10 protein-coding genes and 1 pseudogene are annotated in these 14,516 nt (G+C 57.9%); 4 read left to right on the top strand and 7 right to left on the bottom strand.

Features of this window, described 5'->3' with window-relative positions; translation table 11 throughout:
* Window positions 1-5 precede the first annotated feature (5 nt).
* Both araD1 and ACP7BE_RS04190 read left to right on the top strand, forming a co-directional pair.
* The gene (gene araD1 / locus ACP7BE_RS04195; RefSeq protein WP_095038797.1) at window positions 6-998 is read left to right on the top strand and encodes an AraD1 family protein; all 993 of its coding nucleotides are present in this window, start codon (window positions 6-8) and stop codon (window positions 996-998) included.
* Window positions 999-1,010: 12 nt separating this feature from the next.
* Window positions 1,011-2,594, top strand: coding sequence for an aldehyde dehydrogenase (NADP(+)) (locus ACP7BE_RS04190; RefSeq protein ID WP_426104855.1), 1,584 nt, complete (start codon window positions 1,011-1,013; stop codon window positions 2,592-2,594).
* Between the two features lie 135 nt (window positions 2,595-2,729).
* On the opposite strand, the gene ACP7BE_RS04185 is transcribed toward ACP7BE_RS04190, so the two are convergent.
* The 3 genes from ACP7BE_RS04185 to ACP7BE_RS04175 all read right to left on the bottom strand — a co-directional run bounded on the left by ACP7BE_RS04185 (window position 2,730) and on the right by ACP7BE_RS04175 (window position 6,917).
* A complete protein-coding gene (locus ACP7BE_RS04185; protein WP_095000222.1) occupies window positions 2,730-3,359 on the bottom strand; it encodes a glutathione S-transferase family protein in 630 nt (209 codons plus the stop codon).
* A 28-nt stretch (window positions 3,360-3,387) separates the two neighbouring features.
* Window positions 3,388-4,875, bottom strand: coding sequence for an amidohydrolase family protein (locus tag ACP7BE_RS04180; protein WP_426104853.1), 1,488 nt, complete (start codon window positions 4,873-4,875; stop codon window positions 3,388-3,390).
* A 146-nt stretch (window positions 4,876-5,021) separates the two neighbouring features.
* The gene (locus ACP7BE_RS04175) at window positions 5,022-6,917 is read right to left on the bottom strand and encodes a sigma-54-dependent Fis family transcriptional regulator (RefSeq protein ID WP_426104851.1); all 1,896 of its coding nucleotides are present in this window, start codon (window positions 6,915-6,917) and stop codon (window positions 5,022-5,024) included.
* Between the two features lie 243 nt (window positions 6,918-7,160).
* Here ACP7BE_RS04175 and ACP7BE_RS04170 point away from each other — a divergent pair, with 243 nt between their 5' ends.
* On the top strand, window positions 7,161-8,984 hold the full coding sequence (locus ACP7BE_RS04170) for an NAD(P)/FAD-dependent oxidoreductase (protein WP_133144619.1): 1,824 nt from the start codon (window positions 7,161-7,163) through the stop codon (window positions 8,982-8,984).
* Between the two features lie 118 nt (window positions 8,985-9,102).
* Complete coding sequence (locus ACP7BE_RS04165; RefSeq protein ID WP_426104849.1) at window positions 9,103-10,068, top strand: endonuclease; 966 nt, start codon at window positions 9,103-9,105, stop codon at window positions 10,066-10,068.
* 21 nt (window positions 10,069-10,089) lie between these two features.
* Here ACP7BE_RS04165 and ACP7BE_RS04160 read toward each other — a convergent pair whose 3' ends face one another.
* The 4 genes and pseudogenes from ACP7BE_RS04160 to ACP7BE_RS04145 form a co-directional block, all read right to left on the bottom strand.
* The gene (locus tag ACP7BE_RS04160) at window positions 10,090-10,701 is read right to left on the bottom strand and encodes a dTMP kinase (RefSeq protein ID WP_095000227.1); all 612 of its coding nucleotides are present in this window, start codon (window positions 10,699-10,701) and stop codon (window positions 10,090-10,092) included.
* A gap of 119 nt (window positions 10,702-10,820) precedes the next feature.
* Complete coding sequence (locus ACP7BE_RS04155) at window positions 10,821-12,011, bottom strand: MFS transporter (protein WP_095000228.1); 1,191 nt, start codon at window positions 12,009-12,011, stop codon at window positions 10,821-10,823.
* Window positions 12,012-12,034: 23 nt separating this feature from the next.
* Complete coding sequence (locus ACP7BE_RS04150) at window positions 12,035-13,072, bottom strand: Rieske 2Fe-2S domain-containing protein (protein WP_095000229.1); 1,038 nt, start codon at window positions 13,070-13,072, stop codon at window positions 12,035-12,037.
* Between the two features lie 101 nt (window positions 13,073-13,173).
* Window positions 13,174-14,415 (bottom strand): annotated as a pseudogene (locus ACP7BE_RS04145) (helix-turn-helix transcriptional regulator).
* Window positions 14,416-14,516: the final 101 nt, after the last annotated feature.

Raw genomic sequence — 14,516 nt, 5'->3', positions numbered from 1 at the left:
CTCATATGCGATTAGTACAATTTGAACTCAACACCGGTGAGCGCCGCGTCGGCCTGGTAGACGGTGATCTGGTACGTGAAGTGCTGGGTGCCAACAGCGTGCGTGATTTGGCTCTCGCCGCCATCGAAGCGGGTGTGAGCCTGGCACAGCAGGTCGACCAACGCGGTCTGGGCATTGCCCATGACTACCCGGCGTTATTGGCCGAGTTGCGCATCCTGCCTCCTCTGGATCATCCGGACCCGGCCCATATGCTGATTAGCGGTACGGGCCTGACCCACCTGGGTAGTGCCTCTGCGCGAGATAAAATGCACCAGCAGGCTGGTGACGAGGCGGCTTTGACCGACACCATGAAAATTTTCAAATGGGGTGTGGAAGGCGGAAAGCCCGCCGCCGGTCAGGCGGGCGTGCAACCGGAATGGTTCTACAAGGGCGATGGCAGCATCGTCGTACGGCCTGGAGCTGCATTCCCACTGCCACCGTATGCCGAAGATGCAGGCGAGGAGCCGGAAATCGGCGGCCTGTATGTCATCGGCCATGACGCAAAACCCTATCGACTGGGGTTTGCGGTGGGTAATGAATTCTCCGATCACGTCATGGAACGCAAAAACTACCTGTACCTGGCTCATTCCAAATTGCGCAGCTGCTCTTTTGGCCCTGAACTGCGGGTCGGTGCATTGCCCCAGCATTTGTCGGGCTGCAGCCGCATCCTGCGCGATGACGAGGTGCTGTGGGAAAACGAGTTTTTGAGTGGCGAAGCCAACATGTGCCACAGTCTGGAAAACCTTGAATATCATCACTTCAAGTACAGCCAATTTCTGCGTCCAGGTGATGTGCACATCCACTTTTTCGGCACGGCGACCTTGTCGTTCGCCGACGGCATTCGCACACAGCCGGGTGACCGTTTCGAGATCAGCCAGGCCGATTTCGGCGCGCCATTGATCAACGGTATCACCCCGGTCGATGGGGTGTTCGCGCCCGGCGGCATGAGCACACTTTAAAGGAGACCCTCAATGACTCAGATTCTCGGTCACAACTACATCGGTGGCCAACGCAGCGCCCTGGGCAGCGTCATCGTCAAGAGTGTCGACGCCAGTACCGGCGAGGCCCTCGCCTACGACTTTCACCAGGCCACCCCCGAGGAAGTTGACCACGCAGCCACAGCTGCCGCGTCGGCATACCCGGCCTACCGCGCGTTGAGTGCGGAACGCCGCGCCAGGTTCCTGGACGCGATTGCCGATGAGCTGGATGCCTTGGGTGATGACTTCGTGGCGGTTGTCTGCCGGGAAACTGCATTGCCTGCGGGTCGTATTCTGGGTGAGCGTGGACGCACCAGCGGACAAATGCGCTTGTTCGCCAAGGTGCTGCGCCGTGGTAATTTTTATGGCGCACGCATCGATCAGGCACTACCGGATCGCACTCCGCTGCCTCGTCCCGACTTGCGCCAGTACCGCATTGGCCTGGGGCCAGTGGCGGTGTTTGGCGCCAGCAACTTTCCTTTGGCGTTCTCCACAGCGGGTGGTGACACCGCCTCGGCGTTGGCAGCCGGCTGCCCGGTAGTGTTCAAGGCCCATAGCGGGCACATGGCTACTGCAGAATGGGTCGCCGATGCCTTGATGCGTGCCGCCGAACGCACCGGCATGCCTGCCGGAGTCTTTAACATGATCTACGGCGCCGGCGTTGGTGAGGCACTGGTCAAGCATCCGGCGATTCATGCCGTAGGTTTTACCGGCTCGCTCAAGGGCGGCCGCGCGTTGTGTGACATGGCGGCGGCACGCCCGCGGCCTATCCCTGTGTTTGCCGAGATGTCCAGCATCAACCCGGTGATCGTCCTGCCCCAGGCCCTTGTCGTACGCGGCGCCACTATCGCCCGCGAACTTTCCGCCTCGGTTGTGCAGGGTTGCGGGCAGTTCTGTACCAATCCTGGGCTGGTCATTGGCCTGCGCTCGGCTGCGTTCACGACTTTTATTGAACAGCTGGCCGGGCAGATCAGCGAGCAACCCGCGCAGACCATGCTTAACCCCGGCACATTACGCAGCTACGGCCAAGGCCTGGATAAGCTGCTTGCCCATGACGCTATCCAGCGCCTGGCCGGGCAAGCGCAGCAGGGCAATCAGGCATGGCCGCAGCTGTTCAAGGCTGATGTCAGCCTATTGCTCGAAGGGGATGAGGTGTTACAGGATGAAGTCTTCGGCCCAAGCACTGTGGTGGTTGAAGTTGAGGATCAGGCTCAGCTCAGCGCCGCGATAAACAGCTTGCATGGCCAACTGACGGCCACCTTGATCGGCGAAGTGTCTGACATTGATCAGTTTGGCGAATTGACTGCGCTGCTGGAGCAGAAAGTCGGACGCATCCTGCTCAATGGTTACCCGACCGGCGTGGAAGTCTGCGACTCGATGGTCCATGGCGGTCCGTACCCCGCCACCTCCGATGCCAGGGGCACTTCAGTGGGCACCTTGGCGATCGATCGTTTCCTGCGCCCGGTGTGTTTCCAGAACTACCCTGACAACCTGTTGCCTGACGCATTGAAAAACGCCAACCCTCTGGGCCTTCACCGCCTGGTGGATGGTCAGTTGTCAGACCGCTCGCTGGGTTGATCCTGCCGTCATAGAGGGAAATTCCCGAAACTACGCGATGATATGCGCAGATACCAAGGTGTCTGCGTTACATCTGCGTGCCTACCTGGGGCCAGAGTCTCTTCTCCGTCCCCCCTATGACCAGCCGCCTCTCAACTATTCGTCGAGTTCATGCTCAAGCTTCAATGCTCGCTTCCAGCTGTCCAGTGCTGCCAGACGTTGCAGGTAAGCCTGCAGATGTGGGTACTGCGCCCCGCACTTCATCTGCTCGACCACCGTGATGGCAACAAAAGCCAGCATGAAGTCAGCCCCTGACAAAGTGTCCCCCACAATGAAGGTTCTGTTCGCAAGCGTACTGTCCAGAAACCCCAGTACTTTATCGAACTCAGTCCGGGTATAGCCGTCCAGGAACTTGAGCTGAGTCCCTGCATTGATTTCAAACTGGGTGAACAGCTTGAGTAGCACCGGCACCATCGCCGAGCTTTCTGCAAAATGAATCCATTGCAGGTACTGAAGATAATCCGGTGAGCTGAACGCGGGCTCCAGCCGGGGCGCAAAGCGGCGAATCAAGTATTCGACGATGGCGCCGGATTCAACCAGCACTTGTCCGTCGAGCTCAATCACCGGTGACTTGCCCAGCGGGTGAATATCTTTCAGTGAGGCAGGGGCGAGATGAGTGGCAGGATCACGCTGATAGCGAATCAGGGTGTAAGGCTCTCCCATTTCTTCAAGCAGCCAAAGAATACGCAGTGATCGGGACGCGTTGAGGTGGTGAAGTGTGATCATGAAGACTCTCTCTGTTTATGATGGATGATTAGAAGTTCTTCTTATATATTTTCCCGCCTTTCATAATCATGCTGAGAGTTGCATCCGGGGCCTCCAGAAACCCCAGGCTCACCGTGGGATCTCCCTCGACAACCAACAGATCGGCCAATGCACCTGCTTCTATCCGGCCAATTTTACCGGGATATGGATTGCGGGCTCCCGACAGCCCCAACAGTTCCCCATTCATCTTTGTCGCCATGTTCACGACGTCGTGTGCAGCGTAAAACCGGGTCAACTTTGCAAGCTGTCTTCCCTGAGTGGATGTCTTTTGCGGATTAAATAAAACATCAGTCCCCCAGGCCGTTTTTATATTGAAACGCTGAGCAAATTCATAAGCCCTCGCGGTGCCCTCAGCCACCACGCGCTGGCGCTCACGCCGTACAGGATCAGGATAAACATTGGCATCTTCATCTTGCAGAAAAGGCTGAAGACTCCACCAGATATCGTTGTCTGCCATCATGCGCGCGGTTTCTTCATCCGCCAGTTGGCCATGCTCGATCGATTTCACACCGGCGCGAATGGCACGCTGGATACTTCTGGGCGTGTACGCATGCACCATCACATAGGTGCCCCAATCGGCAGCGGCTTCAACCGCCATTCTTAATTCTGACTCCATAAACTGGGTGCTATCGAGATGGTCATACGTAGACGCAACGCCGCCACCGGCCATTAATTTTAGCTGTGATGCCCCAAGCATAAGCTGTTCTCTGGCCCGTCGGAGCACTTCGGCATCGCCATCAGCTATGGCTGCAGCACCCAGTTGCTCAGTCACGCTCAGTGGTCTGAGTGAGCTGCGGGGAATCTCTGATCGCATCCTGAAATCACCGTGGCCAGAGGTCTGTGAAATCATTGCGCCGGAAGGATAAATACGAGGCCCTGCAATAACACCCTCATCAATGGCACGCTTCAATGCGAACGAAGGTCCTCCAGGATCGCGAACCGTCGTAAAGCCGCGCATCAAGGTGCTTTCTGCTTCGCGGGCGGCGACTAAATGGATATAGCCCGGGTCTGCGCTCATCGCGTCAAGTTGTGTGATGCCCGCTAACGTAGTGTGCCAGTGGGCATCAATCAATCCCGGCATCACCACTCTTCGCCCGCAATCGATAACCACGGCGCCTTCAACCTCTGTATTGGCGGGTAGCAGTGAGTCGATCACGCCACCCTTGATCAGGATGCAGACGTTATCGTCAAGCACAGCGCTACCGTTGAATAAGCGAAGATTCTTGAGCAACAGCGTGCTCGCGCTGGATTCAGCGTTTGTACCTTGTCCTGAGGCACTCGATGCGCGCACTGCAGAAAGTTGTGCACCTTTGGGTTTGATACCGCTATAGACGTCACGCCGAGACAGATCAAGCATCATTCTCGCGTGAAAGTCCTGTATATCCGGCGAGCTACAGGTGCACAGGTCATGTACTTCACGTTCAACATGATGACTGGGTGTAAAACGCGTATTGGACCTGGCAGATTTAAGCCTCATATCGAACGTTCCGTAAGCATTTTCAGGAACAGAGACTATAGATCGAATTAAAAACGCTGATCGAGGGGAAAGCTCGAGAACATTTATCGTTTCTATCCCCGGTGCAGGTACACAGTGACAGGAAGCGCGGCACTGTCGCTTTCCTTTCAACCAGGCCGTGAAATACCGTGGTGTCGCAATTTGCGATAGAGCGTATTTCGGCTAATCCCCAGGCGGGCTGCAACATGGGCGATATGCCAATGTTCTGCCTCGATCAATGCCAGTAGCGTCTGCCGTTCGGATACGCCAAGTGGATCTTCGGCCAACGCGACTGGCACTGCTACTGCCGGCAGCAACTCCGCCAAATCGTCCAGAGTGACACGCCCCTCCAATGACAACGCTACCAGCGTGCGCAGGCACGTACGCAGCTGCCGGACATTGCCCGGCCAGGGTTGCTTCAGCAAGCGCTCTCTGACGCCGGCCTCCAGCCGGATTCTTGTACCTTTTGTCTCTTCGAGCAGCAGAAGGTCGAGCACACTGCCCTTGTCTGATCGTTCACGCAACGGTGGGAGCTGCACGGTGAACCCGGCAATGCGATAAAACAGATCTTCGCGAAAGCGCCCCCCGACCACACCGGCGTTCAGATCCTGGTGACTGGCACTGATAAGGCGTACGTCGAGCGGACGTGCTGTCGCGCCACCTAGCGGCATCACCTGACGCTCCTCCAGCACTCGCAGCAGTCGGGTCTGAAGCGCCAGGGGCATATCGGCGATTTCATCGAGAAATAGAATGCCGCCATGGGCCTGCTCAAGTTTACCGACCATCCCGTCCTTGCGTGCGCCGGTGAAGCTGCCACCACGATAGCCGAACAGCTCGCTTTCGATCAGCGTTTCCGGAATGGCCGCGCAATTGATCGCCACAAACGGCTGGCCCGCTCTGGAGCTGGCACGATGCAGCGCTGCCGCAAAAGCTTCTTTGCCGGTACCGGTTTCGCCCTGTAAAAATACGGGAACGTCTCGCTCCAAAACCCGTAATGCGCGGGCAAAGCCGCGTTGCAGACGCGGGTCTTCCAGGCATACATGCACGTCGTTGATGATGGGCGCTGGCGGCGTTAGCAAAGGCGGCCGGTGCACGGGTTCCCGCAACTGTCCGTAGATCAGGCGCCCGTCCACCAGCCGCATTGGCCAACAGACACTCGTCTGAGCGCTGGCCTGACTCATTATCTGATCCACAGGTGTTTCCAGCAGCATTGTCAGAGGCTGCCCAACCGCCTGGTCACGGCTGAGGCCCAGCAGATCCAGCGCAGCATGATTGATTGAACAGATACGGGCACTCTCGTCGAAACTGAGCAGACCTTCACCCAGCAGCCCGACGAAACCAGCCTCAGGGTGCAAGCGCAGCAAGTAGCGATGCGGGTCATGCCCCAGGAAAAACGAGCTCTCGATCAGCCTGGCTGACAAGCTGGTCAATGCCATGGCCTGGAAGTGTTGCTGAAGGCTGTGGTCATCCCTCACGGATGAAAGGTTGAGTACGGCTAGCAGCTCTCCACTCGCATCGAATATCGGGCTCGCCGAACAGGTAAGTCCGACGTGCTTGCCACGGAAATGCTCATCACGGCGGATGGTGACGTGCTGTCGCTCGACCAGGCAGGTACCGACACCGTTGGTGCCCTCACAATCTTCACTCCATACCGAGCCGAGCCACAACCCGGAACGCTGAACCTCTGCTCGCTCGGATTCGTTGAACACGCTGTCGATGGCCACACCCCGTGCATCGGTGAGTAGTACCACATGGCCGTCACGCCCGAGTTGTTGGTGCAAGTTGCTCATCTGCCAATGCGCCACGGCGATGATGTGCTCCAGTGGCGCGCGGTGATCCTGCAAGCGTGGATGCTCAACCACGTTAGGTGCGCGGCGACTGGCAGGGTCGAGCTGATACTGGTCCAGGCAGCGGCGCCAGGAGCGTGTAATGGCCAGGTCAGCACCAGGGCTGTGGCTGGCGACAGTGCCCTGCACGGCTTGTAGCACTTGTTGTGCATGGGCGTTGATCAAGGCCGGCTTCATTATTCTTGTTCTCCGTTACGGTCAGGACACGGGTCTGTTGGCAGCTTATATGAAAAGATTGCAACGAGCGCTTTTTGCACCGGGTGACACTCTGTCATCAGCATTTCCAGAAACGTGACAGAGATCCGGATCAAGATCTGAGCCGTATTGCCGCAACGGCTCTGCAACGGGGTTTTGATAGAGATGGCCCGGGCCTTGCTCTGGGTAAGTTGTTACTAAAACAACAAGATCGGGAGAAGCCCCATGAACATCGCTGTCGAAACCCCCCTGCACACGCCTACGGCTCAGCTTGCCGCTTGGGTCGAGAGCCTCAACGAACGTCTCGCCCAGCGTGATCTGGACGGCACGCTGGCATTGTTTGCCAGCGAGTGTCACTGGCGCGACCTGCTGCTTTTCAGTTGGAACCTGGTGACCTTGGAAGGCAAACCTGCCATTCGCGACCTGCTTGAAACACGCCTCGACCAGACTCGCCCCGAGCGGTGGAAAGTGGAAGGTGAAGCGGCGCTGAATAACGGTGTGCTCGAAGGCTGGATCAGCCTGGAAACACAAGCGGCGCGAGGTAAAGGCTATGTGCGGCTGAAGGATGGTTTGTGCTGGACGCTGCTGACGGCCATGCGCGAGCTCAAAGGTTTTGAAGAACCCAGTGGTCGCCGTCGTCCGATGGGTGCCAGTCATGGTCACGCCCACGCTGACAAGCGCAACTGGCTGGAGCGCCGCCGCGATGAAGAAGCATCGCTGGGGATCACCACTCAACCCTATTGCCTGATCGTGGGCGGCGGTCAGGGGGGGTTGGGGCTCGCTGCGCGGCTCAAGCGAATGGGCGTGCCTACCCTGATCATCGACAAGGCTGACCGACCCGGCGATCAGTGGCGTGGTCGCTACAAGTCGCTGTGTCTGCACGACCCTGTCTGGTACGACCATATGCCTTACCTGCCCTTCCCCGATCATTGGCCGGTTTTCACCCCAAAAGACCAGATTGGCGACTGGCTGGAAATGTACAGCAAAGTCATGGAGCTCAATTACTGGCCGCGTACGGAATGCGTGAGCGCCAGCTTTGACGAGCAAAGTGGCACCTGGAAGGTTGAAGTACAGCGTGATGGCGAACCTGTGACGCTACAACCGACCCAGTTGATTCTCGCCACCGGCATGTCTGGCGTACCCAATGTGCCACGTTATCCGGGTGCCGAGGTTTTCAATGGCCAGCAGTATCATTCCAGCCGCCATCTCGGTGGCGACGCCTGGAGCGGCAAGCGCGCGGTGGTCATCGGTGCGAACAATTCGGCTCACGACATCTGCGCCGACCTGGTGGAGAACGGCGCCGAGGTGACCATGGTGCAGCGCTCCAGCACCCACATCGTGCGTTCCGACAGTCTGATGGAGCTGGTCTTCGGCGGGCTCTACTCGGAAGACGCCCTGGAGACGGGTTTGACCACGGACAAGGCCGACATGCTGTTCGCCTCGATCCCGTACAAGGTGATGCCAGGCTTTCATCAACCCATCTTTGCGGCGATCAAGGAGCGTGACAAGGACTTCTACGAGCGCCTGGCCAAGGCTGGCTTCATGCTCGATTTCGGTGACGACGAGTCTGGCCTCTTCATGAAGTATGTACGCCGTGGTTCGGGTTACTACATCGATGTCGGCGCCAGCGAACTGATCGCTAACGGCACGATCAAGCTCAAGAGCGCACCTGGCCTTGGTGTCGAATGTATCGAAGCCGATGCCGTCGTACTCAACGATGGCAGCCGCCTACCGGCAGATCTGATCGTCTACGCCACAGGCTATGGCTCAATGAATGGTTGGGCGGCAAAGCTGATTTCCCAGGAAGTAGCTGACAAAGTCGGGCGCTGCTGGGGTCTGGGTTCTGGCACCACGAATGATCCTGGCCCCTACGAGGGTGAGCTGCGCAACATGTGGAAGCCGACACAGCAGGAAAACCTCTGGTTCCACGGTGGCAACCTGCATCAGTCGCGGCATTATTCGCTGTATCTGGCGCTGCAGCTAAAAGCGCGCTTCGAAGGGATCAATACCTCCGTCTACGGCCTTGCAAAGAGTCACCACACTGGCTGATTCAAATGGCGCCCAGCCGTGGTTGGGCGCCTTTACACAATACCCCGGATACATTCCGGGCTAAAAGCTGCAGGCATTCGAGTACAATGTGTTTCCTTTCAATCGCTTAAGCTGTCCAATGAAAAAACTGCTTTCTGTAGTAGCGCTGACCCTCTCGGTAATTACCCCCGCCTTTTCAAGCCCTCCATCGACATTTTCCGAAGCAAAGGTCATCGCAAAGCAGAAGATCTACCTCGACCAGGCGAACAGTGCCATGGGCGAGCTGTATTGCGGCTGCAAATGGACATGGGTAGGCAAGTCGGGGGGCCGTATTGATGCGGAGTCTTGCGGCCTTCAAACCAGGAAACAACAGAGTCGCGCGCAACGCACTGAATGGGAACACATCGTTCCTGCCTGGACATTCGGTAACCAACGTCAATGCTGGAAGAACGGTGGTCGAGAACATTGTGTGGATGACGATCCCGTATTCCGGGTGATGGAAGCCGATCTGTTCAACCTCTACCCCTCTGTTGGCGAGGTGAACGGCGACCGAAGTAATTTCAACTACGGCATGGCCACCGGGGTAGCGCCGCAATATGGGCAATGCAAGACGCGGGTTGATTTCAATCAACGTGCTGCGGAGCCGCGTGACGAGGTCAAAGGCCTGGTCGCGAGGACAACTTTTTACATGTTCGACAGATATAAACTGAACATGTCTCGTCAGCAGCAACAGCTACTGATGGCCTGGGACAAGCAATATCCGGTTTCGCCCTGGGAGAAAGAGCGAGATCGCCGCATTGCAGCAATCATGGGGCACTCCAATCCTTTCGTAACCGGTGATCGTCGCTGGACGCAAGGGTACAAGACCGTCGGTGAGGGGGTAGTCGGTGCCATTCCTGTTCAACCTACTCGTGTACCCGCACAGCCGATCCTGGCGAGCGCGAGTGGCGTGAGTTCGATCATCGGTAACCGCAAAAGCCAGCTTTACCACCTCTCGATGGGGTGCCCTGGTTATGGCCAGGTGTCAGCGAAAAACCAAGTAACCTTTGACTCCGAATCTGAGGCTCAGGCAGCAGGATATCGAAAGGCAGGCAACTGCAAATAGTTGCTTTCGGTGAATACCGGGCTATCGAAGCACTCTATGGATCTGCGAAATCACCTGCATCGTTGCGTCTTCGATGGTTCCTTCATTACGGCATAAAACCCAGCCGTGATCTGCAATCGCCCGCTCGAACGCCTGGGTACAGGCAATATGTTCTTCCAGCTTATGGATCACCGTACTGTTCAGCCCTCGCGAGCGGGCCGCTGCCCTCGCCCATGAAATATCAGGGTCGGTGACAACCCCGACATGCAGGTCCGGGACTTGCACGTTTCGCTCAATGTTCAACTGCAGAATCTCTGCAAACGGGATTATCCGGCGAAATGCGGCATCAGAGGGGTACCAGCGATCAATCAGGATGATGCTGTCGGGTGGCTGCTTAGCCAATACGTGCCGGGATATCCAGGTACGGCTGTCAGCAAGGCGTTCACAAACCCGCAACTCTAATTCCCGGCCGGGATTTCTGACGAGTTTGTTGACGAGGGCCATTGTTTCACCTCGATAGGGATCGCTTTTTTTCTCGCAAAGCCGGATCACCTTTTTGTTGTCTGCCCTCAGAGCTTTGGTGACGGCCTCCAGCAGTGTGGTTTTTCCAGCGCCCTTGGGCCCATCCAGAGAAACAAACAGCGCACGGTTCATTCTTCACTTAACAATTGATTCATTGATGAGCACTCTAACCTGAATAGGTACCAACGGGCCTGAAAATTACAGGCTTACAGCCGCTGCAGCCAAAGCCGCCAACCAGCAATCATCGCGTTTCACACCGCCACCACCACCCGCTCGACCGCAACACCCTCCCCATCCAAGCGTCGGGCCAGCAAACAGGTGAACGCCAGTACCGGAATCACGGCACAGGCAGCGGCTATCCACAACAGCATCGTGTAACCCTGACCCACCAGTTGCCCGGCCAGTGCCGGCCCGGCCATGGAGCTCAAGGCAAACGCGCCGGGGATCAGCATGATCGAGCGGCCACTACGGTCCAGCCGTGCAATTGCTGCTGTCTGATAAACGCAGCCCCAGGTGAAACCTACTTCCCAGATCCATGCGCCCGCGGCATACATCACAAAGCCTTCGGCATTGCCCAGCAACAACAGCCCGGTGCCCAGCACCAGCATGACGATGAGATGCGGCACGCGTACGCCCAGGCGGTCACCGACCGCGGCCAGAGTTAGTGCTGCGGCCCCTCCCAGCAGTTTCAATACGGCAAAAACGATACCCAGTTCGCCCGGTTGCAGTGCCAGGCCATGGCCCAGTCGCTCCAGGAAAGCCCACAGGCCGATTTGCCCGGCGCCGAACAGGAAGAAAAACCCCAGCGCGGCATAAGCCGCTGGCGGTAATTGAAAACGTGACAACACCGAACCATCCCGCGGTGGTGTGTCTCTACCGATAAAGTCCTCGCGCCTGGGCAATGCCAGGGCACTGAGGCTCAGCAGCAGGATGATCGCTGCGAGCATTACTACGGCACCGGTGTAGTGGAAATACGCGATGACCAGCGAAGGCAGCGCGAATAACACGGCTGCCACCAACCCCAATTCAATGCCCAGGCGCAAGCCCAGGGCGCGCTCTTTGTTGGCCATTTCGCCCATGATACGCATGCCCAGGCAGGTCATGAGTGCGGCAAAAAAGCCAATCAGCGCCCACAACGGCAACTGCGCCGTGGCGGGCAGCCATGACGTCATCCAGTACGCTGCAGCCGCGCCAGTGGCGCAGCCCAGCGTCAGCCAGCGCCAGTTCAAACGGTCGATCAGCACGACGGCCATCAGGGTGCCCAGCAGGTAGCCGGCAAAACAAACAGCACCCAGCAGGCCGACCCGTTCGACACTGAAGCCCAGGCTGTCAACCATCGAGCCAAGCAGGATCGGCAAGGTATTGAACGGCAAGCCGCCAATGGTCGAGGCGAAGCTGGCGGCCAGCATGATCGCCATTGTCTTGCGGCCACTCATGTTCATTGCGCGTTCCTGCCCGGAGTTGATCAGCGATGGTCGACGGTGATGATTTCACTGCGCCCGGCAGTCGATGCCGGCACGCTGTCTTCGTCCATAAAGAACTGGGCGTACCAGTCGCGCAGTTGATAGACCGGACCATCACCTTCAGCCAGCACCGGTTTGTCGACCCGGATCTTGTGTTGCCAGATCACCACGTCCTGATAGAAAGCATCGCGATTACGCAGCACATAATCCTGGGCCAGCGCCCTGCTCTGCTCTTCGCTCCAGCCCGGGATCTTTTTCACCATGCAACCAAAACGCAGCTCGAAACTGTTGGCGTCGATCGGGACGTGGCAGTTGAGCAGGATCGAGTGAATTTCCATGCCCTCGAACACTGCGCGCATGCGGGTAAAATGCGTCGCCGGGCCGTAATAGGCAGACTCGGCAACCAGGTCTCCGCCCAGCCGGTCCGAGTCGCCGTGGAAAATCTGCTGGGCAATATGGCCTTCGAAAATATTCGCAAAGTACTTGGTCGGCGTGCCATGCACCGGGCCGAAGTGCTGGGCGTCCGCGAGGTTGTCGACCAGTTCCCGGGGGTTGGTCTCAATGACCAGTTTGTCCATGTGCCAGTCATGCAGCCATTCGTCGCTGTCCTGCTCCGGCAAATGCGGGATCACCACATTGTCTGCCGGGGCCTTGCCCTCAGGGTTGTTCCACACGAACAGCAGGTTGTTTTCTTCACAGGTCAACCAGCGGCGGGTTTTGGCCTTGGGCGGGATGCGCTTGCAATATGGAATCTCGACGCACTTGCCACTGGCGTCGTATTGCCAATGGTGAAAGGGGCACACAACCCGGTCGTTTTCCAGGGTGCCTTGTGACAGGTCGGCGCCCATGTGCGGGCAATGGGCATCGATCACGCTGATCTCGCCACTGGCCGTGGCAAACGCCAGCAAGCGTGTGCCGAAAATATTCAGTGTATGGAGCTGGCCATCACGGTAGTCGGCCGCATCACCCAGGCAATGCCAGCCCCGGCCAAAGCGAGGTGCCAGAATACTGTCAACGTTGATTGCTGCGAGTTTGGTCATTGTTATTGTCCTCGTGTGAAAATCCCCGGTCCTATGCCCGCTGGATTTTCACCGAACCCGCTGCCGTCCTCATCCTCCGCATGGACTAACAATGCCTGCTTTCAGGCACTGTTTTGCGTCAATCCGGTTTTTTTTCTGCTGGCCTTGGCGCCGGGCAATAACGCCAGCCCTGGCTTGCCCAGGGCAACCACACTGTTGAGGATGATGCGCACCAGTTCAGTCTGGCGGCGCACACCGGTCTTCGAGAAAATCGAGCGCAGGTGTGCCCTTGCAGTATTACGACGCACATTCAACGCCTCGGCAGCTTCTTCCAGGGACAGGCCATTGGCCAGTTCCATCGCCAGGGCGGTTTCAGCCCGGGTCAGGTTGAACAGCTGCTTGGTCAGGGTTTCGCTGGCCATGGACCGTCCTGCAGCGTCGCGGATGTATACCACCAACCCTGGGGTGCCTTTGCCCTCGGCCCAGTCCTGAGTCGCAATGGCCTCGACCACCACCCCCAGGTTGATCTGCCCCGAGGGCCTGGAGACTGACATGGCTTCAGCCTGCGTGCCTTCCTACACATTGCCGGTGTCACGGGTAAAGGCGTTGCGGACCAGGCGCTGCAGTTCGCGATTGTCGCTGGGGTAAGTCGCCTCAAGGTGTCCGCCAACCAGTTTGAGGCCGTCTGCCTGCTCCAGCAGTTCGCTGGCCATCGGGTTCAGGCTCAGGACCTTGCCCTGTTGATCCAGCACAATGGTGGCCACCGACAGGCGACTGATCGCCTGCGAGTACAGCTCGGTCATCGACTCGCTGCGGTCGATCAGGTTGTGCACATGCATGGCACGGCGCAAATGCGGTATGAACATGCCACACAGGCTGCGTTCGCTGGCACTGAAGTTGGGCGCGGATTTTGGCCGGGTAATGCGAAAGCGCAGCTTGCCGCCATCAGGCGTGGAAATATCGGCAGCCATGATGTGGTAGGTGTCGTGCACGGTGCCATAGGTCTTGAAGTAAGCCGAGCGGGTCCACTGTTCCTCACTCATCAGGTCGTCGACAGTGAACACCCGGTCCATTGGCGGGTTGTTGAATGGCGTGAGCGCTTGTGGATAGGCCCAGTAACTCACCTCGCCTTCGCGGTCAATGTCACCCACTACGATCATCAGGCCCAGGTCAGGTTGCTCGGGGACGCGCAAGATCAGGATGACATAGTTGGCCTGGTACAGATTGCGCACATGGCGCAGGGTCTTGGCCATCAGCCTGGGCTCCAGCGAGCCGTCGTAAAACTCGCCGATTAGGCTGTCATACTCGGTCAGGTTCAAGCCCATGTCTGCCAGGGTCTGAACACTCAAGCCGCTATTATCCATCGCCCTCTCCTCACGGGACACCGCCTGGGCCCTGCCCGTTGTTATTGTTATGTCGTGCCTGACTGAGGTTTACCGACAGTCGCTGTAAACGGTATACGGGG

This window comes from Pseudomonas sp. TWR1-1-3 (assembly GCF_049896805.1).
Taxonomy (GTDB): Bacteria; Pseudomonadota; Gammaproteobacteria; order Pseudomonadales; family Pseudomonadaceae; genus Aquipseudomonas; species Aquipseudomonas bubulae.
This window is presented reverse-complemented; position numbering and strand designations above follow the sequence as displayed.